Source organism: Amycolatopsis albispora (genome assembly GCF_003312875.1).
GTDB classification, from domain to species: domain Bacteria; phylum Actinomycetota; class Actinomycetes; order Mycobacteriales; family Pseudonocardiaceae; genus Amycolatopsis; species Amycolatopsis albispora.
The window spans coordinates 1,729,278-1,746,815 of record NZ_CP015163.1 but is presented as its reverse complement, the minus strand read 5'-3'; the positions used below and the strand labels follow the sequence as shown (position 1 = coordinate 1,746,815).

19 protein-coding genes are annotated in these 17,538 nt (G+C 72.2%); 9 read left to right on the top strand and 10 right to left on the bottom strand.

The window, feature by feature from the left end; translation table 11 throughout:
• On the top strand, positions 1–1,275 hold the full coding sequence (locus tag A4R43_RS08215; protein WP_162788369.1) for an MFS transporter: 1,275 nt from the start codon (positions 1–3) through the stop codon (positions 1,273–1,275).
• Between the two features lie 19 nt (positions 1,276–1,294).
• Positions 1,295–2,365: a GDSL-type esterase/lipase family protein gene (locus A4R43_RS08210; RefSeq protein ID WP_113691765.1), complete on the top strand. Its 1,071-nt coding sequence runs from the start codon at positions 1,295–1,297 to the stop codon at positions 2,363–2,365.
• Between the two features lie 10 nt (positions 2,366–2,375).
• On the opposite strand, the gene A4R43_RS08205 is transcribed toward A4R43_RS08210, so the two are convergent.
• On the bottom strand, positions 2,376–2,711 hold the full coding sequence (locus tag A4R43_RS08205; protein ID WP_113691764.1) for a winged helix-turn-helix transcriptional regulator: 336 nt from the start codon (positions 2,709–2,711) through the stop codon (positions 2,376–2,378).
• A 74-nt stretch (positions 2,712–2,785) separates the two neighbouring features.
• Here A4R43_RS08205 and A4R43_RS08200 point away from each other — a divergent pair, with 74 nt between their 5' ends.
• Entirely contained in the window at positions 2,786–3,649 is an 864-nt protein-coding gene (locus A4R43_RS08200) for an NAD(P)-dependent oxidoreductase (protein ID WP_113691763.1), read from the top strand.
• A gap of 63 nt (positions 3,650–3,712) precedes the next feature.
• On the opposite strand, the gene A4R43_RS08195 is transcribed toward A4R43_RS08200, so the two are convergent.
• The gene (locus tag A4R43_RS08195) at positions 3,713–5,185 is read right to left on the bottom strand and encodes an MFS transporter (RefSeq protein ID WP_113691762.1); all 1,473 of its coding nucleotides are present in this window, start codon (positions 5,183–5,185) and stop codon (positions 3,713–3,715) included.
• A gap of 103 nt (positions 5,186–5,288) precedes the next feature.
• Here A4R43_RS08195 and A4R43_RS08190 point away from each other — a divergent pair, with 103 nt between their 5' ends.
• Positions 5,289–6,134: a helix-turn-helix domain-containing protein gene (locus A4R43_RS08190; RefSeq protein ID WP_113691761.1), complete on the top strand. Its 846-nt coding sequence runs from the start codon at positions 5,289–5,291 to the stop codon at positions 6,132–6,134.
• Here the strand turns inward: A4R43_RS08190 and A4R43_RS08185 are convergent.
• A complete protein-coding gene (locus A4R43_RS08185) occupies positions 6,109–6,729 on the bottom strand; it encodes a class I SAM-dependent methyltransferase (RefSeq protein ID WP_113697431.1) in 621 nt (206 codons plus the stop codon). The genes A4R43_RS08190 and A4R43_RS08185 overlap by 26 nt on opposite strands.
• A gap of 84 nt (positions 6,730–6,813) precedes the next feature.
• Positions 6,814–7,392 (bottom strand): DUF6000 family protein, encoded by a 579-nt coding sequence (locus tag A4R43_RS08180; RefSeq protein WP_113691760.1) that lies wholly within the window; start codon positions 7,390–7,392, stop codon positions 6,814–6,816.
• 27 nt (positions 7,393–7,419) lie between these two features.
• Between A4R43_RS08180 and A4R43_RS08175 the strand changes: the two genes are divergently transcribed.
• Positions 7,420–7,977, top strand: coding sequence for a GNAT family N-acetyltransferase (locus tag A4R43_RS08175; RefSeq protein ID WP_113691759.1), 558 nt, complete (start codon positions 7,420–7,422; stop codon positions 7,975–7,977).
• A 12-nt stretch (positions 7,978–7,989) separates the two neighbouring features.
• Here A4R43_RS08175 and A4R43_RS08170 read toward each other — a convergent pair whose 3' ends face one another.
• Positions 7,990–8,595, bottom strand: coding sequence for a TetR/AcrR family transcriptional regulator (locus A4R43_RS08170; protein WP_205215272.1), 606 nt, complete (start codon positions 8,593–8,595; stop codon positions 7,990–7,992).
• A gap of 62 nt (positions 8,596–8,657) precedes the next feature.
• Here A4R43_RS08170 and A4R43_RS08165 point away from each other — a divergent pair, with 62 nt between their 5' ends.
• Positions 8,658–9,419, top strand: a complete 762-nt coding sequence (locus A4R43_RS08165; RefSeq protein WP_113691757.1) for an SDR family NAD(P)-dependent oxidoreductase — start codon at positions 8,658–8,660, stop codon at positions 9,417–9,419.
• Here the strand turns inward: A4R43_RS08165 and A4R43_RS08160 are convergent.
• Positions 9,408–9,869: a DUF4383 domain-containing protein gene (locus A4R43_RS08160; RefSeq protein WP_113697430.1), complete on the bottom strand. Its 462-nt coding sequence runs from the start codon at positions 9,867–9,869 to the stop codon at positions 9,408–9,410. The genes A4R43_RS08165 and A4R43_RS08160 overlap by 12 nt on opposite strands.
• Positions 9,870–9,936: 67 nt before the next feature.
• Here A4R43_RS08160 and A4R43_RS08155 point away from each other — a divergent pair, with 67 nt between their 5' ends.
• From A4R43_RS08155 to A4R43_RS08145, 3 genes are read left to right on the top strand one after another with little or no spacing between them, the layout of a single operon-like run.
• On the top strand, positions 9,937–10,755 hold the full coding sequence (locus tag A4R43_RS08155) for an endonuclease/exonuclease/phosphatase family protein (protein WP_162788368.1): 819 nt from the start codon (positions 9,937–9,939) through the stop codon (positions 10,753–10,755).
• A gap of 11 nt (positions 10,756–10,766) precedes the next feature.
• Positions 10,767–11,663 (top strand): LysR family transcriptional regulator, encoded by an 897-nt coding sequence (locus A4R43_RS08150; RefSeq protein ID WP_113697429.1) that lies wholly within the window; start codon positions 10,767–10,769, stop codon positions 11,661–11,663.
• Positions 11,660–12,109 carry a YdeI/OmpD-associated family protein gene (locus A4R43_RS08145; RefSeq protein ID WP_113691755.1) on the top strand — a complete coding sequence of 150 codons (450 nt, stop codon included), beginning with the start codon at positions 11,660–11,662 and terminating at the stop codon, positions 12,107–12,109. The genes A4R43_RS08150 and A4R43_RS08145 overlap by 4 nt, the downstream gene beginning before the upstream one ends.
• On the opposite strand, the gene A4R43_RS08140 is transcribed toward A4R43_RS08145, so the two are convergent.
• From A4R43_RS08140 to A4R43_RS08125, 4 genes are all read right to left on the bottom strand, one after another.
• Positions 12,087–13,004, bottom strand: a complete 918-nt coding sequence (locus A4R43_RS08140) for a helix-turn-helix transcriptional regulator (protein ID WP_113691754.1) — start codon at positions 13,002–13,004, stop codon at positions 12,087–12,089. The two genes, A4R43_RS08145 and A4R43_RS08140, sit on opposite strands and share 23 nt — an antisense overlap.
• Before the next feature lie 58 nt (positions 13,005–13,062).
• On the bottom strand, positions 13,063–13,824 hold the full coding sequence (locus tag A4R43_RS08135) for an alpha/beta fold hydrolase (protein WP_236808840.1): 762 nt from the start codon (positions 13,822–13,824) through the stop codon (positions 13,063–13,065).
• Positions 13,825–13,936: 112 nt separating this feature from the next.
• Entirely contained in the window at positions 13,937–14,506 is a 570-nt protein-coding gene (locus A4R43_RS08130; protein ID WP_113691753.1) for a TetR/AcrR family transcriptional regulator, read from the bottom strand.
• Between the two features lie 47 nt (positions 14,507–14,553).
• Positions 14,554–17,526: an AfsR/SARP family transcriptional regulator gene (locus A4R43_RS08125; protein ID WP_113691752.1), complete on the bottom strand. Its 2,973-nt coding sequence runs from the start codon at positions 17,524–17,526 to the stop codon at positions 14,554–14,556.
• Positions 17,527–17,538 lie beyond the last annotated feature (12 nt).

Below are 17,538 nucleotides of genomic sequence, written 5' to 3'. Positions count from 1 at the left end.
GTGCGCGTGTTCAACCTCATCTGGGCAGGCCAAGGCGTCTCCCTCATCGGCTCCGCGATGACCACCTTCGGCATCGGCGTCTGGGTCTTCCTCGACACCGGCTCCCCCACCTACTTCGCCACCCTCGTCCTCGCCGCCTCCCTGCCCGCCCTGCTCGTGCTCCCCATCGCCGGCGCACTCGTGGACCGCTGGGACCGCCGCCGCGTCATGCTGCTCTCCGACACCGGCGCCGCACTCACCCCCGCCGGAGTCGTCCTCCTCCACACCACCGGCGCACTCCAGCTCTGGCACATCTACCTGCTCGTCGGCATCGGCGCGGTGTTCAAGGCCTTCCAATGGCCAGCCTTCTCCGCCCTCGTCCCCCAGCTGGTCACCAAGGACGACCTCGGCAAGGCCAACGGCCGCGTCTCCCTCATCGAAGCCGCCGGCCAGGTCTTCGGCGCCCTGCTCGGCGGCGCCCTCTACGCGCTCGTAGGCCTCCCCGGCCTGCTCGCCATCGACCTGCTCACCCTCGCCGCCGCACTCGGCACCCTGCTCTACTCCTTCCGCTGGCTCCCCGTCGAACCCCCACGCCCCACCGGCGACGGCCCCGCCACCACCCACCGCGACGAACTGCTCGAAGGCTGGCGCTTCATCCGCCAGCGCCCCGGCCTGCTCGGCGTCCTGCTCTTCTTCGCCGCCAACAACCTGGTCATGGAAATGGCCATCGTGCTCGTGCCACCACTGGTGCTCAGCACCCACACCCCCGCCGACCTCGGCGTGGTCAACGCCATCGGCTGGACCGGCATGACCGCCATCAGCCTGGTGATCAGCCTCACCCGCGGCCCGCGACGCCTCGTCCGCGCCATCCTCACCGTCGCCCTCTGCCACGCCGCGCTCGTCATCGCCATGGGCATCGAACAGTCCGTCTGGATGCTCGCCGCCGGCATGTTCGGCATCCTCGGCGGCTACGCCGTCACCAACGCCGCCTCCGCCACCCTCTGGCAACGCAAAACCCCGCAGGACAAGCAAGGCCGCGTCTTCGCCATCCGCCGCATGGTCGCCTGGTCCGCCGAACCACTCGCCTACGGCCTCGCCGGACCCGTCGCCCAGCTCATCGGCACCCCGCTCGCCCAGCGCCTCGACCTCGGCTCCGGCGGCGGCATCGCCGCGGTGTTCCTCCTGGCCGGACCCGCCCTGCTCCTCGTGATCACCCTCACCTGGCTGCGCCCCGCCGTCCGCCAGGTCGAAACCGACCTCCCCGACGTGATCACCACACCGGTACCCCAGCACTGAACCCCTAGACTGGGCACCGATGCGAGCGAATCGGTGGTGGGTGAGCGGCGGTGCGCTCGCGTTCGTGGCGGCGCTGGTGGCGATCTTCGTGCTGTCCGGACCCGAATCCCAGCCCGGCAGGCCCATCGAACCCTCCGGCCCGCCCGGCATCGGCCCGCTCACCCTGGTCAGCATCGGCGACAGCACCCTGTCCGGCGAAGGCGCCGGCTTCTACACCCCCGAAACCAACGGCCTCAACGGGAACTGGTGCCACCGCTCACCCCACGCCACGGTCGAGAAGACCCAGGTCTCCCACATCGAAGCCAGGGTCAACCTCGCCTGCTCCGGCGCCCCGTCCGCCCAGGTCGGCTTCGGCGACACCAAGCAGTGGACCGAACCCAGCCAGGCCCAGCGCCTCGGCGAACTCACCCGCACCCACCGCGTCGCCGCCGTGGTGATCGCCGTCGGCGCCAACGACGAACCCCACTTCTCCCAGCTCATCTCCGAATGCTTCCAGTCCTGGTTCAACGTCCGCGCCGCCCCGTGCAGCGAACGCCTCAAAACCGAGTGGCAGCCCCGCATCGACGCCATGGTGCCCCGCGTGGTCAACGCCGTCGGCGACGTCAAGAAGGCACTCGCCGACCGCGGCTACACCCCCGACGACTACGACCTCGTGCTCCAGTCCTACGCCGCCCCCATCGGCCCCGGCATTCCCGACACCTTCCGCAACCTCAACGGCTGCCCGTTCCGCACCGAAGACCTCAACTGGGTCGCCGGCCCCGGCATCAGCGCGCTCACCGAAGGCCTGCGCACCGCCGCCGCCCGCTCCGGCGCCCGCTTCCTCGACCTCTCCCGCGCCGGCGTCGGCCACGAAGCCTGCAGCGGCGGCCCCAACGCCGCGCACGAGTGGTTCAGCAGGCTCACCGTGCAGTGGACCGATCTGTCCTCTGTGGACCGCGCGGAACACGCCATCCAAGAGTCCTTCCACCCCAACGCCGCCGGCCACGCCCAGTTCGCACGCTGCCTGGGCGAGTTCCTCGAAGGCGACGCGCCCTCCGCCGCCTGCCTCAAGGGCGAGGACGGCAACCTGCACGCCGCCCTGTCGCCCTGATCCCGCCGCCCTAATCCCGGGGAATGGCCTCGATCTTGGCCATGTTCCGCTCCCCCCATTCCCCCAGCGGCAGCATCGCCGCGACCAGCGAACTCCCGAACGGCGTCAGCGAGTACTCCACCTTCGGCGGCACCTCGTGGTGGTCCTCCCGGTGCACCACCCCCGCCGCCTGCAACTCGCGCAGCGACAGGATCAGCATCCGCTCGCTGATCCCCGGCACCTCCCGCCGCACCTCGGCGAACCGGTGCGCGCCGTCCTGCAGCGCCCACAGGATCAGCGCCTTCCACTTCCCGCCCATCACGTCGACCGCCGCGTCCAGCCCGCAGGTGTAGCGCCGCCGCTTCATCGCACCCTCTCCCGGTACACGAACAAAAATGTAGGTACTTCCCCAAATGTACGTGCTTCGGCCAGGATCAGGACATGCACAGCACAGACGTCACCGTCGTCGGCCTCGGCGCGATGGGCTCGGCACTCGCCCAGGCGCTCATCGACGGCGGGCACTCGGTCACCGTGTGGAACCGCACGCCCGGCCGCGTGCCCGCACTCGCCGCCCGCGAAGTCACCGGCATCGAGCGGGCCGTGGCCGCCAGCCCGGTGGTGATCGCCTGCCTCACCACCTACGACGCTACCCTGGCCGCCCTCGAACCCGCCGCCGGTGTGGTCGCTGGCCGCACCCTGATCACCCTCAACAGCGGCATTCCCTCCGGCGCGCGGCGCATGGCCGGCTGGGCCACCGCCCACGGCGCCGACTTCCTCGACGGCGCGGTGAAGAACGTGCCCGAAGCGGTCGGCAAGCCCGACACGCTGCTCTACTACAGCGGCGACCGGTCCGTCTTCGACCGGCACGCCGAACTGCTCCGCACCCTGGGCGGCGACACCGTGTTCCTCGGCGAGGACGTCGACCTGGCCACGCTGTACGAGTCGGCCGTCGGCGGCACCCTGCTGCCCGCCCTGCTCGGCTTCTTCCAGGGTGCCGCGCTGGTCACCGAACGCGGCCTGACCGCCGCCTCGCTGGTGCCGTACACGGTGAAGTGGCTGGAGATGATCGCCGCGGTGCTGCCGAGCCTGGCCGAGCACATCGACACCGGCGACTACACCAATCCGGCCTCCTCGCTCGGCCTGTTCCACGAAAGCATCGCCTACGACCAGGAACTCGCGCGGGACACCGGGATCGACTTCTCCTGGAACACCCCGATGCACGAGCTGCTGACCAGGGCCGTCGAACTCGGGCACCGCGACCACAGCATCGCCGCACTGACCGAACTCCTGCGGAACCCGGCCTGACCTCTTTGCCAGGTTTTCCAATGGTGGTGCGATTTTTCGCACAAAGCCCGAGCGTATAGGTCGTTATACACTCAGCAAGGTTCGGCGATGGGCCGGGATCCAGCGGAGGGCCAGGCCGCCCAGCGCCAGGTGCAGCAGGGCGGCCACCCCCGCCACCCAGTGCACGCCCGTCACGAAGGCCGCCTTGGCCTCCCCCACCACCGACGCCACCAGGCCCGGCAGTTGCAGGGTTTCGTCCAGGGTGGGTGCGAGGTCCGGTCCCCCGAGGCGGAACACCAGTGCCGCCAGCGAACCGAGCAGCGCGATGCCCAGCGCGTTGCCGATTTCGTTGCTGGTCTCCGCGATCGCGCCCGCCGAACCCGCGCGTTCGGCGGGCACCGCCCCCACCGCGGTGTCGGCCACCACGGCGAACGAGATGCCGTAGCCGACGCCCGCGACCACGGTGGAGGCGACGTACCAGCCGATCCCGCCGGTGGTCGCCGTCGGCAGCAGGAGCAGCAGGCCCGCCGCGATGGAGAAGTGGCAGGCCACGAGCGCGGCCCGCTTTCCGATGCGGTCCACTACAAACGGCGTGATCACGCAGGTGAGGGTGAGCACGGCCGCGCCGGGCAGTGCGAGCAACGCCGTGCGCAGCACCGGCAACTCCAGCACCGACTGCAGGTAGACACCCGCCAGGTAGGCCGCCGCCGACCACGCCGCCAGCGGCAGCAACCCGGTGATGATCGCGACGGTGAACACCCGGTCGCGGAACAACGTGAAGTCCATCAGCGGGTGGGCCAGGTGCCGCTGCCGCCGCACGAACCACACCAGCAGCACGACTCCCGCGATCCCGGCGAGCAGCGGCCACACCGAGAACCCCTCCGCCGCGGTGTGCTTGAGCGCGTACACCGCCAGCAGCAGGCCGAGCGCCGACGTCACCACGCTCACCACGTCCACCCGCCCGGAGCGGACCGTGCGCACCTCGCGGAGCAGGATCGGCGCGAACACCAGGAACAGGACCAGCACGGGCAGGTTGACCAGGAAGACCGAGCCCCACCAGAACCGCTCCAGCAGCACTCCCCCGACCACCGGGCCAATGGCGAAACCGGCGGCGAACGCCGCGGCGAAGATGCCGATGGCGCGCGCCCGCTGCCGCGCGTCGGAGAACAGTTCGCTCAGCACGGCCAGCGCCGACGGCAGCAGGGTCGCGCCCGCCACACCCATCAGCGCCCGCGCGGTGACGAGCAGTTCCGGCGTCGGCGCGAAGGCCGCCCCCGCCGACGCGAGACCGAACACCGAGGCGCCGATCATCAGCAGCCTCAGCCTGCCGTAGCGGTCGCCGATGGTGCCGAACGCGATCAGCAGCGAGCCGACCGCGAAGCCGTAGCTGTCCAGGATCCACAGTGCCTCGTCGGCGGTCGGGGTGAGGGCCTGGCCGATCCGGGGCATCGCCAGGAACAGGATCGAACCGTCCATCGAGACCAGCAGGACGGGACCGAGGACCACCAGCAGCCCGGCCCACGCCCGCAGGTCCGGTGAAGTGCGTTGTTGGGACATGGCACCGAGATTCGGCCCGCACGCGGGCAGCAGCCAGCCCCGTGCCGTGGGTATACCCAGCAGGTACACCCACGGCCCGCGGCCGCCGCCTAGGCTCGGTGGCGTGGAGACCTTGGGTGGATTCCTGAAGAGCCGTCGTGACCGCGTCACCCCGGCGGCGGCCGGCCTGCGCACCTACGGGACCGCCCGCCGGGTTCCCGGGCTGCGCCGCGAAGAACTCGCGCAGCTGGCCGGGGTGAGCGCCGGGTACTACACGCGGCTGGAACAGGGGCAGGCCGAGACCGCCTCCGCCCAGGTGCTCGACGCACTCGCCCGGGTGCTGCAGCTCGACCAGATCGAAACCGTCCACCTGCACAACCTCGCCCGGCGCGCCGCGCGCCCCGGCCTTTCCGAGCCACCACCGGAAGTGCTCCACCCGCGGGTGCTCGCGCTGCTGGAAGCCCTCGGTGACGCCACCCCGGCGCTCGTGCTCGGGCGACGCGGTGACGTGCTCGCGTGGAACCGCACCGGGCACGCGATCTTCGCCTCGCACCTGCCGTTCGAAGCGGCCTTCGACGACGAGCACCGGCCGTCCATCCCGCGCCTGTTCTTCCTCGACCCGCTCACCCGCGACCTGCACCGCAACTGGGACGAGCTCGCCCGCATCCACGTCGCCTACCTCCGGCTCACCGCGGGCCGCTTCCCCACCGACGCGCGGCTGGCCGCCCTGATCGGCGAACTCACCATGCGCAGCGACGAGTTCGCCGCGCTGTGGGCCACCGGCGAGGTCGCCGACTGCACCGTCGGGCCGATGCACCTGCGGCACCCCACCGTCGGCGCGCTCGACGTGACCTACCAGGTGTGGCTGCAACCGGACAGCCCCGGCCACCGGCTGGAGATCTACACCCCGGACGACCCGGCTACGGCCGACGCGCTGCGCATCCTCAAGCAGCAGAGCGAACGCCACTGACCGGTTTACGCCAGACCAGCGAGTACCGGCGGAGCAGGTGCCGCCGGTAACGCACACCCGGCAGCAGCCGCGCCGCCGCGGTGCGCACCTGCGCGTAGCTCAGCGGCGGCTCGGCGACCGGCAATCCCGGCGGGCCGCCCGCGCGGCGCACCAGCTTGGTGATCCGCACGATCGGCGCGGCGGCGACCCACGCCGCCCAGTCCGCCGGTGACGCTTCTCGTGCCAGCCCGACGACCACGAGGGTGCCGCCCGGCCGCAGGAGGTCGCGCATCCGGGTGAGCGCCGCGTGGAAGTCCATGTGGTGGATCGCGGTGACCGAGCAAAGGAAGTCGTAACCCGCGGCGAGCCCGGTCGTGAGGAAGTCACCCTCCACAAAGGACACCGCGTCGTCGTCGGTCAGTTCGCGGGCACGCGCGATCATCTCCGGTGAGCTGTCGATCCCGGTGACGCGCTCCGCGCGTGCGGACAGTTTGCGTGCCAGCAGGCCGTCCCCGCACCCGACGTCGAGCGCGGCGCGGCAACCGGCGGGCACGGCACGCAGCACATCCGGATGCCGCGCGACATTGGTGTTCCAGTACGGCTCGGTGCGGGGCACGCGCTCAGTGAAGCACCGGCGGCGCCCGGACGGCGGCTCGGCGTCGTGCGGATCCCGCACCATCGGTCTGCGCCAGTGCGGCGGTCAGCCGCGCTCGGCGTCGTCGATCAGGGACCAGGCGAAGACCAGCAGATCGCGCCCATCCTCCCGCTCGACGCGGTTCGCCGCGGCCCACGCGTGCCACGGCCCGCCCGGCCAGGTGAACTGCGTGGCATACCGCTGCCCCAGGCCGGCATCGACCCGCCGCAGCGCGGCCAGCGCCCATTCCTGGTCGTACCGCGCGTCCAGTCGCCGCAGGTACCGGTCGAGATAGGTGGCCAGGATCGCCGCGTCGGCGGTGGTGCCCAGCCGGGCCAGCGCGTAGCAGTAACCCTGCCCGGCGTAGACGTACTGGCTCTCCAGCAGCAGCTCCCCGATCCGCTGCCGGAACCCCGCACGCCGGCCGACGCCGATCAGCCAGGCCGCGGTGATCTTCGACCGCCAGTCGTCCGCGAGCAACCGGGTCAGCTCGTCGTCGGTGACCTGACCGGCCGCCTCGATCAGCTGCCGGACGAACTCGTCCCGGCCCGGCCCCAAGCCGACGAAGTTCGCGTGCAGCAACTGGCTGTACCGCGGCCGCTCCCCGGCACCGACCACGTAACGGTCGTAGACGTCCCCGGTCATGCCGGGCAGTTTGGCAGAATCCGCGCCATGTACGCGATTTCCCTCGGCGACGCCGAACTGGGCCCGCTCGAACCGTGGCACGCCGAGGAGTTCCTGGCCAACATCGACCGCGGCCGCGAGTTCGTCGGCCGGTTCATCGGGCTGGCCGACCGGGTCACCGACCTCGCTTCGAGCCGCGCCTTCCTGCAGTCCTATGCGGACAAAACGGCCGCCGACACCGGCAGGCTGTACGGCATCCGCGTCGACGGCAAGCTCGTCGGCGGCGTGTTGTTCCGCACCATGGACGTCACGCAGGGCACCGCCGAGGCCGGGTGCTGGCTGGAGCCGTCCGCCGCGGGCCGCGGACTGGTCACCAGGGCGGTCGAGGTGATCATCGACTGGGCCGTGACCGAACGCGGGATCCACCGCATCGAATGGCAGGTGGCTTCGGGCAACACGGCCAGCATCGCGGTCGCGCGGCGCTTGGGCATGCAGCGGGACGGCGTGCTCCGCGAAGCCGGGTTGCACCGCGGCGAGTGGTACGACCTCGAAGTTTGGTCTGTCCTAGCTCCTGACTGGCGGGCGCGACAGAGCGGCGCTGAATAGGTCGTTATACACCTAACCATCGGGAAAGCCGCGCATCGCGGTGCGCAGCGCCTTCTCGACCACCACCGTCAGATCGGCCCAGTCCGCCCGCTCGCCCTCGGCGTAGTGCTCGACCGCCGCCCGCAGCGCGCCGTTCACCATCGCCGCCAGCACGCGGGCGTCCAGATCACCGGCGGGCCGGTTTAGCGAGCGTGCGATCGCGTCGGCGAACACGAGTTCCGCGTCGTTGTGCGCCCGCAGCCACACCGCACGCAGGCCCGGTTCGGTCTGGGAGAGGCGGACCAGCGACACCATGGTCGGCACGTCGGCGACCGTCCGCCGGGCCGCCGCGTCGAACACCGCCGCGATGTCCTGCCCCGGCCGCCACGCGCCCAGCACGCCCGCCAGCAGCTCGATGCCCGCGGTGAGCAGCGGCCGGACGCTGTCCTCCTTGCCCGTCGCGTACCGCCAGAACGTGCGCGTCGAGATGCCCGCGGCGGCCGCGATGTCCTCGACCGACGTCGCCGCCACCCCGCGCGTGGTGAACAACCGCACGGCCTCGCGTGCGATTTCCAGCCGTGTCTCCGCCTTGCGCCGCTCGGTGAGCGGCGGCCGTCCGGCCGCGGTCCGGTTCACCACCACCGCAGCCTACTATCTGGCACACTCGGACTTACTGTCACACCATGCCAGAAAGTAGGACCATGACCAGCGGACTCGAAAACAGCAACGTGATCGTCACCGGCGCGGCGGCGGGCATCGGCCGCGCGGCCGCCCTCCGGTTCGCCCGCGAAGGCGCTCACGTGGTGGTCGCCGACCTCGACGCCACCGGCGCGGAGGCGGTGGTCGCCGAGATCACCGGCGCGGGCGGCACCGCCGTCGCGGCCGTGGGCGACCTGAGCGAGCAGGCCGTCGTCGACCGGGTCACCGCCACCGCGCTCGACGCGTTCGGCGGCATCGACGTGCTGGTCAACAACGCCGGGATCATGGACGGCATGACCGCGGCGGCCGACGTCACCGACGCGGAATGGGAACGCGTGCTGCGGATCAACCTGACCGCGCCGTTCCTGCTCAGCCGGGCGGTGCTCCCCCACCTGCTCGAACGCGGCAAGGGCGCGATCGTGAACACCGCGTCCGAGGCCGCCCTGCGCGGCAGCGCCGCCGGCACCGCCTACACCGTGTCCAAGCACGGCATCGCCGGGCTGACCAAGTCGCTGGCGATCATGTACCGGAGCAACGGGATCCGCACGAACGCCATCGCCCCCGGCGCGACGATGACCACCATCGCCAAGCAGCTGCCCGCCGAAGGCCACGGCCCGGCCACCATCGCGCCCTACCTGGCCAGCATCGGGCGCATCGCGGAGGCCGACGAGCAGGCCGCGGTGATCGTGTTCCTGGCCTCCGACGCCGCGAGCAATCTCAACGGCGTGATCCTGCCGGTGGACAACGGGTGGTCAGCCGTCTGACCCGGCCGGATCGCGGGGGTATTCGCCCTTGGCCCGTTCGGCCGCCGTGGCGGACAGGCCGAGCGCGACCATCGCCGCGCCGAGGCCCAGGTGCAGCCAGTTGTCCGCGTTGTTCACCGGGATGAAGTTGACCGGGCTCTCGTCGTCCAGTGCCAGCCCGTAGATCCACAGCACCAGGTAGAGCCCGCCGCCGACCATCAGGAAGGTGCGCGCCGGCCACGGCCCGGCGAACGCGGCGATGCCGAGCACGCCGAACAGCAGGTGGACCAGGTTGTGCAGCACCGAAACCTGGAAGGCGCCGAACAGCTCCGCCGCCGAGTGCGGCCCGGCGAAGTGCAGGTCGCCGCTGGTGATGCCGGGGATGAAGCCGAGCACCCCCACCACCAGGAAGGCGACCCCGACCAGCAGGGCGGCGAACTGGATCGGGCGTCGTGTGCGCGAAGTGGGCATGGTTTGCCTCCGTTCGGTCCTCCCCCGCTGTACCCGTTACGGTCGCCTTCACGCGGGAAGGACACCGATGCGCGTACTGACGTTCAACGCACTGGCACCGGAGCTGGCGGACTGGCCGCGGCGCCGCGAGGTGATCGCCGACGGCATCCGCGCGCTGGCGCCCGACCTGATCACCTTGCAGGAGGTGGACGACGAGATCACCGGGCTGCTCGGCCCCGGCTGGCACTTCGCCTGGCATTCCGGGCGCGACGAGTCCGGGGTGGGCGCGGTCGCGGTGAGCCGCTGGCCGCTCGGCGCGGTGCACGAACTGGACCTGCGACCGCCGGGCCGGGACATCCGGTCCGCCTGGTGCGCCACGGTCGTTGCCGAGGTGCTCGCCCCGTCGCCGCTGTGGCTGGTGCACCACAAGCCGAGCTGGCCGTACGGGTACGAGGCCGAGCGGGAACGGCAGGCGGTGGCGGCGGCGCGCTTCGTCGACCGGCTGGTGCCCGATCCGGCCGCGACCGTGGTGCTCGCCGGGGACTTCGACGCCGAGCCCGACTCCGCCAGCGTCCGGTTCTGGACCGGCAAGCAGTCGCTGGACGGCCTGAGCACCCGCTACGCCGACTCCTGGCGCGGCGGAGCCGGTCACACCTTCTCGCCGGAGAACCCGCTCGTGCGTGCCGGTGACATGCCCGCCGAAGCGGGCCGCCGGATCGACTACGTGCTGGTGCGCGCCGGAATCCACGGCCCGCCGCTCAAGGTGGTGAACTGCCGCCGCGTGTTCACCGAACCGGTCGGCGGAGTGCAGGCGAGCGATCACTACGGCGTGCTCGCCGAGTTCACCGAGCCACCACATCGACCCGGCTCGTTGAGAAGTCTCAAAGCTGGTTCCGCCGCGGGCTAGCATTGACGTTCATGGAGCTGAGGCAGCTGGAATACTTCATCGCGGTCGCCGAGGAGCGGAACTTCACGCGCGCCGCCGAGCGGGTGCACATCAGCCAGTCCGGGGTGAGCGCCCAGATCCGCCAGCTGGAACGCGAACTCGGCGCCGAGCTGTTCGACCGGTCCGCGCGCACCGCCACGCTGACCGTCGCCGGGAAGGCCGCGCTCGAACACGCCCGCACGGCGGTCACCGCCGCCGGTGCCGTCGGCCAGGCCGTGGGTGAGGTGACCGACCTGATCCGCGGCAGCCTCACCATCGGCATGGTCGTCGGGTGCACGGTGACGCCGTTGTTCGACGCGCTGGCCGCCTTCCACCGCGCGCATCCCGGCGTCGAGCTTTCGCTGCTGGAGGACAACTCCGACAAGCTCGTCGACGGCGTGCGCGACGGCACCATCGACCTCGCGCTCGTCGGCACCGCGGTGGACACGCCCGCCGGACTGGAGGCGATGACCATCGTCCGCGACCACCTGGTCGCCGTGGTGCCGCCGGACCACCCGCTGGCGGCGACTCCCCGCGTGCGCCTCGCCGAACTGGCCGAGCACCCGCTGATCTGCATGCCGCCCGGCACCGGCCTGCGCACGGTGTTCGACCTGGCCTGCGCCGCGCGGGAGCTGCGCCCGCGGATCGGCCTGCAGGCGGGCGCCGCCGACGCGATCGCCGACCTGGCCGTGCGGGGGCTCGGCGTCGCGGTGCTCAGCGAGTCGATGGCCGCCGCCTACACCGACCGGCTGGTCACCCGCCCCATCGAGGACGCCGGCATCCCGGCCCTGCTCGCGCTGGTCTGGAAGAACACGAGCAGCCCCGCGATCCGCGAACTGCTCCGGCACAGCAGGCGCGCGTTCACCGGCGAGGGCAGGATGAACGCGTGAAGTTCCGGACGAAGATCGAGCTGGAGGGCAAGACCGCGACCGGCTTCGAAGTGCCCGCCGAGGTGGTCGAAGCGCTCGGCGCCGGCAAGCGCCCGGCCGTCACGGTGACGCTGGGCCCGCACACCTATCGCAGCACGGTGGCGGTGATGGGCGGCCGGTACCTCGTCCCGCTCAACGCCGGGAACCGCACGGCCGCCGGGGTGTCGGCAGGCGACGAGGTCGAGGTCGAACTCGCGCTGGACACCAAGCCACGCGAGGTGGAGGTGCCCGCCGACTTCGCCGAGGCCCTGGCGGCCGAGCCCGCCGCCAAAGCGTTCTTCGACGGCATCTCCTACAGCGACAAGCGATGGCATGTGCTGTCGGTCGAAGGCGCGAAGAAGGCGGAGACGCGGGCGCGGCGCATCGAGAAGTCGGTCGGCATGCTCAAGGAGGGGCGGGCGCGCTAACCGCCTCCGCGACCCGGCGCGCCAGCGCGCGGGTTTCCTCGACCAACTCGGGCGGCCCCTCGACCCGGTACGCCACCCCGACCGCGGCAACGCTCGCCGCCAGCCACGCCCAGTCGTCGGTCCCGGTGACGTAGCGGCACCGGCGGTCGTCCACCGCGATCAGCGAACCCGCCTCCGCCCGCAGTCTCTCCGCGACCACCTCGACCGGGGCGTCGAAGTGCACCACGGCTCCCCCGGCGCGGGCGGTGCCGAACGCGGTCATGCCGTTCTCGGGCACCTCGCGCGGGCGGAAGGTGGTGCCCGGCACGTGGACCGCGGCGATCCGGTCGAGCCGGAAGGTGCGCCAGTCCTCGCGGTCGCGGTCGAAGGCGAACAGGTACCAGCGGCGGCCGAGCAGCACCTGGCGGTACGGCTCCACCCGGCGCCTCGACACGCCGTTCCGCGAGGTGTAGTCGAAGTCCGCGTGCCGGTGGGCTTTCGCGGCCGTGGCCAGGCCCGCGACCACCGCCGGGTCGGCCGCCGCCATCGGCCGCGCCGAGCCCTGCGTGGCCGACGAAACCGCCTCGGTCCGGTGCCGCAGCCGGTCCGGCAGCGCCTGTTCGAGCTTGCGCAGCGCGTCGTCGGCGCCCGGGTCGCCGGTGGCCAGCGCGGCGAACCGCAGGCCGACCACGGCGGCCACCGCCTCGTCGTCGGTGAACATCAGCGGCGGCAGCGCCCGCCCGGCCACCAGCCGGTAGCTGCCTCCGGGCCCGCGCGCGGACCGCACCGGATAACCGAGTTCGCGCAGCCGGTCCAGGTCGCGCCGAAGCGTGCGCGGAGACGTGCCGAGCCGCTCGGCGAGTTCGGCGCCCGGCCAGTCGCGGCCGCTCTGCAGCAGCGACAGCAGTTCCAGCATCCGTTCACCCGGCCCTCGCACGCGCCCAGAATAGTGGCCAGCTTCTGACCGCTTCGCCTCAGCGAGCGTCTTCGAGCAGCGCGCGGAGCGCGGCGGCGAACTGCGTGGGCCGGTCGACCGGTCCGAGGTGGCCGCCGGGGAACTCGGTCAGCGGCAGGCCGAGCCCGGTGGCCAGCGCCGCGGCGGCCCGGTAGGGCAGCTGGCCCCGCGAGTCGATCCCGGCGGCCGGGACCAGCCGCGGGCCTGCCTCGCCGAGCGCGGCGAGGTCGGCCTCGCTGGTCGCGAACGGCATCAGGATGTGCTCCAGGAACAGCGGTTGCAAGTCGCTGAGCTGCGCGAACAACTCCAGCAGCGCCGGTGTGGGCGGCTCGGGCGCGGTCTCGGCGTACCCGTCGAGCCAATCTCCGGGGTGGCGCAGTTCCGGCGCGTCCGCGACCGGCCGCGGAGCCGTCATGACCTCGGTCATCAGCCGGGCGGCTTCGTCCGGCTGCCCGGCGCGCGCGGCCGTCCGGACCGCTTCGAGCCCCTCCCGGTGCCGCTCGGCGTCCGGCAGGAGGCCGAGCACGGGTGGCTCGTGGACGATCGCGAGCCGGACGCGGTCGGGATGACGGGCCAGCAGTTCGAGCGTGGTGATGGCGCCGGCGCTGAACCCGAACACCGCGGGCGGCTCGTCGAAGAGCGCGTCGATCAGGCCGAGCGTGTCTTCGGCGTACAGCTTGGGGTGGTGGTCGCCCTGCTCGCCGCGCGCTGAGGCCAGCCGGCTGGACATGGCGACGACGCGGTGGCCGGCGGCCAGGTGCGCGGCGAGCGCGTCGAGCACGCCCGCGTGGCCGGAGCCGCCGGGCAGGAGCAGCAGCGGCGGGCCGTCGCCGCGTTCGAGGTAGTCGATGGGCGTGCCGTCGATGGTGAGGGTGCGGATGGTGTTCTCCTGTCTAGATCTTCGACCAGTTGGCCAGGGTGTGGTGGAGCGTGTCGACGGCCCGCCGCCACGAGGCGTCGATGCTGTGGTCGGCGGTGAAGCCGCCGGTGGCCTCCAGGTCGCTGAAGCCGTGCAACGTGCTGCGCAGCAACCGGACCGCGTCCGTGGCGTCGGGTTCCTCGAGGTCGTAGCCACGCAGCAGCGCGTAACAGACCTCGACGATGCGGGCCACGCCCGGCGACGCGGCGGCGCGTTCAGGTGACACCGGGTGCCGGGTCGCCGCGTATCGGCCGGGGTGCCCGGTCGCCAGCGCCCGGTAGGCGTCGGCGAAGGCGACCAGCGCGTCGTACCGGGACCGTCCCGCCACGGCCGCGCTCAGCGCGTCGGCCCATTCGGTGAGCGCACGCAGCGCCACGCGTTCCTGCAGGTCGGCGAGGCCGCGGATGTGCGTGTAGAGGCTGGCGTCACGCACCCCGAAGTGCTTGGCGAGCGCCGCCAGCGTCAGCTTCTCGAAGCCGATCTCGTCGGCGAGATCGGCGGCGGCGGAGACCAGGGCATCCGGGGTGATCCTCGCACGCGGCATCGGCTTCCTAACCTTCCTAGGTTTGGACCTAATATACCTAGGAACGCTCAGAAGGCAAGGCGGGCACGCACCTCCGCCGTCTCCGGCACACCGAGCGCTTCGAACACCCGCAACGCCTCCAGCCAATGCGTCACCGCCACTGGTTCGTCGCCGAGGTCCGCGCTCGCGTAGCCGATGCCCGCCAGCGCGCGGCCCCGCTCGTACGGCTTGCCGATCGCCTCCGCGACCGCCAGCCCCTCGCGGTAGTACGGCATCGCCTCAGCGGGACTGCCCGCTTCGCGGTACAGGTCACCGAACGCGGTGAGCACGCTGGCGGCCGCCAGCCGGTCGCCGGTACCCCGCACGACCGCGAGGCAGTTCTTGATGCAGTCGAAGGCTTCCGCCCGCCGCCCGAGCCGCCAGTACACCCGCGCCAGCGGGAACACCCCGGCCTGCAGCAGCCTGTTGCCGGTTTCCGCGGCGCCCGCCCGGACCCGCTCCAGGTAGCCCACCGCCCGCTCGTACTGGCCGAGCCGCGAGTACACGATGCCGGTGTTCAGGTGCGCCTCGAGCGCGTTCCGCCGGTCCTGCCCGCCGGTGGGCAACGCGAGCGCCTCGGTGAGATACGCGAGCGCGGCCTCGTAGTCACCGAGGAAGCAGTGCACCCGGCCGAGATTGGTGAGCGCACCGGCACAACCATCCACAGTGGACACCTCTGTCTCGCCGGCTTCGCGGTACCGGGCCAGCGCTTCGGCGAAGTGCCCGAGCGCCTCCTGGTAGCGGCCGAGCCAGGTGCACACCACGCCGAGGTTGAGCAGCTGCACCCGTTCGTACCGGACGGCACCGCTGCGCTGGTAACAGCGAAGCGCCAGGTGCATGTGCTCGCGCACGGTGTCAGGGTGCCCGAGCCGGTAGTGCACCGCGCCGAGGTACCGGTTGGCGTGGCCCTCTTCGAGCACGTCGTGCTGCTCGCGTGCCGCCATCAGCGCGTCCTGGTAGAGCACGAGCGCCTGCTGGTGGTGCGCGCCGGAGGACAGGTAGCGGAACAGCACGCCACCCAGGTGCATGGTGGCGTACGGCCTGCCCTGCCGGACGGCGAACCGCGCGGCCCGCACCAGGTTCTCCCGCTCGGCGTCCAGCCAGCGCAGCGCGTGTGCGGCGCTCTCGAACTCCGGTGTGCTCACCACCGGCGACTCGGGCACGAGACCGCCTTGCTCCAGTTGGTCCACCGCGGCCCGCGCGGTGTGGTGGTAGTGGTCGAGCAGCCGGGTCAGCGCCGCCTCCCGCTCGTCCAGGCGGTCGGTCGACGCGACGAGATCGGCGGCATACGCCGAAAGCAGGTCGTGCAGCTGGAACCGGCCGGGCGCCACCTCTTCCACGAGGTGCGCGCGGAGCAGCGCGTCCACCAGCGACCGGGTCGCCCGGTGCCCGGCATCGGCCAGCGCGGCGAGCGCGCAGGCGTCGACGTCCTTGCCGGGATGCAGGCCGAACAACCGGAACAACCGCTGGGCATCCGGCGAAAGCCGTTGGTACGACCAGGAAAACACCGTGCGCACGGCGGTGTGCCGATCGCCGCCCGCATCCAGCAGGTCCAGCACCGCCTGCTTCCCGGCCAGCTCCGAAAGCAGGTCGTCGAGGTTCCGACACGGCCGCGCGTTGACCTGCTCGGCCGCGATGCGCAGCGCCAGCGGCAGCCGGGCGCAGCGCTCGATCAACGCGGTTTCCGTGCCGGCCGCGGTGCCCGGCCGGTCCCCCACCAGCCCGCGGAACAACGCCAGCGCCTCGTCGTAGGGCAGGCGGCCGAGCCGGACCCGGTGCGCGCCCTCGCGGGCCACCAGCCCGGCCAGCGAATCCCGGCTGGTCACCACCACCGAGCAGGACGCACCGCCGGGCAGCAGCGGCCGCACCTGCTCGACGGTCCGCGCGTTGTCCAGCACCATCAGCAGGCGCCTGCCGTCGACCAGGGTGCGCAGCCGCGCGGCGCGCTCGGGCAGACCCGGCGGGATGGTCGAGCCGTCCATGCCGAGTTCACGGAGGAACGCGGTCAGCACGTCACCCGGCGCCATCGGCTCGTCGGGACCGTACCCCCGCAGGTCCACGTACAACTGACCGTCCGGGAACCGCTCCCGCGCACGATGCGCCCAGCGCACGGCCAGCGCGGTCTTGCCGACCCCGCCTTCCCCGACCACCGCCACGAGCGCGCCCGGCGTCAGCTCGTCCAGCGTGGCCAGTTCCGCCTCGCGGCCGCTGAACCCGCGCACGTCGTAGGGCAGCTGCGCGGGCGTCGCCTGCCGGGCCGTTGCCTCGGTGTCGATCGGCTCACCGGCGAGGATGCGTTGTTCGAGCTGCCGCAGTTCCGGGCCCGGCTCCTGCCCGAGTTCCTCGACCACCACCGCTCTCGCCGACCGGTACGCGGCGAGCGCGCCCGCCTGCTGGCCGCCGCGGTAGAGCGCGGTCATCAGCAGCCCGTGGAGCCGCTCCCGCAGCGGGTACCGCGCGACCAGCTCGGTCAGCTCGGCGATCACCGCGGTGTGGCGCCCCGCCGCCAGTTCCGCGGTGTACAGCTCCTCCGTCGCACGCAGCCGCTGCTCCCCCAGCCGCCGTGCTTCGTCGTGGAGCACCGGCACGTCGAGACCGCCGAACGGCGCCCCGCGCCAGATGCCCAGCGCCTCGCGGATCAGCTCGGCACCCCGCCGCGGGTCGTGCGCGGTGGTGTTGACGCCGTCCTCGATCAGCGTTTCGAACCGTTCGGCGTCCAGCTCGCCGGGCAGCACGGTGAGCAGATAGCCGTCTTGCTCCGACCGCAGCCGATCCGGCTGGGTGAACACCCCGCGCAGCCGGTGCACGTGGGTGTGCAGATTGCGCACCACGCGGTCGTCCCGCTGGTCACCCCACATCGCCTCGGTCAGCACACCGGCGGGCACCACGCGGTTCGCGTTGGCCAGCAGCACGCCGAGCAGCGTGCGCCGCAGCCGCCCCGCCAGCATCGCGTCACGCCCGGCGTCCCGCAGCCGGATCGTGCCGAGAACTTCGAACTCCATCACCAGGCCCCC

Coding starts and splice junctions, on each gene's coding strand:
- A4R43_RS08210 (WP_113691765.1), top strand. CDS start 1,295: ATGCGAGCGAATCGGTGGTGGGTGAGCGGCGGTGCGCTCGCGTTCGTG.
- A4R43_RS08205 (WP_113691764.1), bottom strand. CDS start 2,711: ATGAAGCGGCGGCGCTACACCTGCGGGCTGGACGCGGCGGTCGACGTG.
- A4R43_RS08200 (WP_113691763.1), top strand. CDS start 2,786: ATGCACAGCACAGACGTCACCGTCGTCGGCCTCGGCGCGATGGGCTCG.
- A4R43_RS08195 (WP_113691762.1), bottom strand. CDS start 5,185: ATGTCCCAACAACGCACTTCACCGGACCTGCGGGCGTGGGCCGGGCTG.
- A4R43_RS08180 (WP_113691760.1), bottom strand. CDS start 7,392: ATGACCGGGGACGTCTACGACCGTTACGTGGTCGGTGCCGGGGAGCGG.
- A4R43_RS08175 (WP_113691759.1), top strand. CDS start 7,420: ATGTACGCGATTTCCCTCGGCGACGCCGAACTGGGCCCGCTCGAACCG.
- A4R43_RS08165 (WP_113691757.1), top strand. CDS start 8,658: ATGACCAGCGGACTCGAAAACAGCAACGTGATCGTCACCGGCGCGGCG.
- A4R43_RS08160 (WP_113697430.1), bottom strand. CDS start 9,869: ATGCCCACTTCGCGCACACGACGCCCGATCCAGTTCGCCGCCCTGCTG.
- A4R43_RS08155 (WP_162788368.1), top strand. CDS start 9,937: ATGCGCGTACTGACGTTCAACGCACTGGCACCGGAGCTGGCGGACTGG.
- A4R43_RS08150 (WP_113697429.1), top strand. CDS start 10,767: ATGGAGCTGAGGCAGCTGGAATACTTCATCGCGGTCGCCGAGGAGCGG.
- A4R43_RS08140 (WP_113691754.1), bottom strand. CDS start 13,004: ATGCTGGAACTGCTGTCGCTGCTGCAGAGCGGCCGCGACTGGCCGGGC.
- A4R43_RS08130 (WP_113691753.1), bottom strand. CDS start 14,506: ATGCCGCGTGCGAGGATCACCCCGGATGCCCTGGTCTCCGCCGCCGCC.
- A4R43_RS08125 (WP_113691752.1), bottom strand. CDS start 17,526: ATGGAGTTCGAAGTTCTCGGCACGATCCGGCTGCGGGACGCCGGGCGT.